The following is a 672-nucleotide window of genomic DNA, read 5'->3' as shown; positions in this document are numbered from 1 at the left end:
ATTCGAACCAGGGAATGGCGGCATCAAAAGCCGCTGCCTTACCGCTTGGCGATAGCCCTACAGGGTGCTCTTTTCAGAGACTTGAATGATCAGAGAGAATGGTGCGGAAGGAGAGACTTGAACTCTCACACCTTGCGGCGCCAGAACCTAAATCTGGTGCGTCTACCAATTCCGCCACTTCCGCATATTGTTAGCTATTACTAGCTGGTGTTTCTCTGATTATTCTTTGTTTGAATATTGGTGATCCAAACTAACAAAATATGGTGCGGAAGGAGAGACTTGAACTCTCACACCTTGCGGCGCCAGAACCTAAATCTGGTGCGTCTACCAATTCCGCCACTTCCGCATATTTTGTTTATCAATGTCAAAGCATCGATGATGTTTCAAGTTTTGTTTGGTGCGGAGGGAGGGACTTGAACCCTCACGTCCTTGCGGACACTAGCACCTGAAGCTAGCGCGTCTACCAATTCCGCCACCACCGCTCCATTGTGGTGTCATTCTCGTAAAGAGAATGGTGGCTACGACGGGATTCGAACCTGTGACCCCATCATTATGAGTGATGTGCTCTAACCAACTGAGCTACGTAGCCATTTTGCTTTACAAGCAATATTAAATTATGCCGCTTAATCTGATTGATTAGGCCACATAATAAAATGTGGCAGGGCTACCTGG

Annotated in this window: 4 tRNA genes; all 4 read right to left on the bottom strand. The window is 47.3% G+C overall.

The features are described from left to right. Positions 1 to 99: 99 nt before the first annotated feature. A tRNA-Leu gene (locus MD588_RS25915) sits at positions 100 to 184 on the bottom strand. Between the two features lie 77 nt (positions 185 to 261). Beyond that, positions 262 to 346: transfer RNA gene (locus MD588_RS25910), tRNA-Leu, on the bottom strand. Between the two features lie 49 nt (positions 347 to 395). Continuing rightward, positions 396 to 482, bottom strand: a tRNA-Leu gene (locus MD588_RS25905). A gap of 30 nt (positions 483 to 512) precedes the next feature. Next, a tRNA-Met gene (locus tag MD588_RS25900) sits at positions 513 to 589 on the bottom strand. Positions 590 to 672: the final 83 nt, after the last annotated feature.

It is taken from the genome of Photobacterium obscurum (assembly GCF_026191635.1).
GTDB classification, from domain to species: Bacteria; Pseudomonadota; Gammaproteobacteria; order Enterobacterales; family Vibrionaceae; genus Photobacterium; species Photobacterium obscurum.
This window is presented reverse-complemented; position numbering and strand designations above follow the sequence as displayed.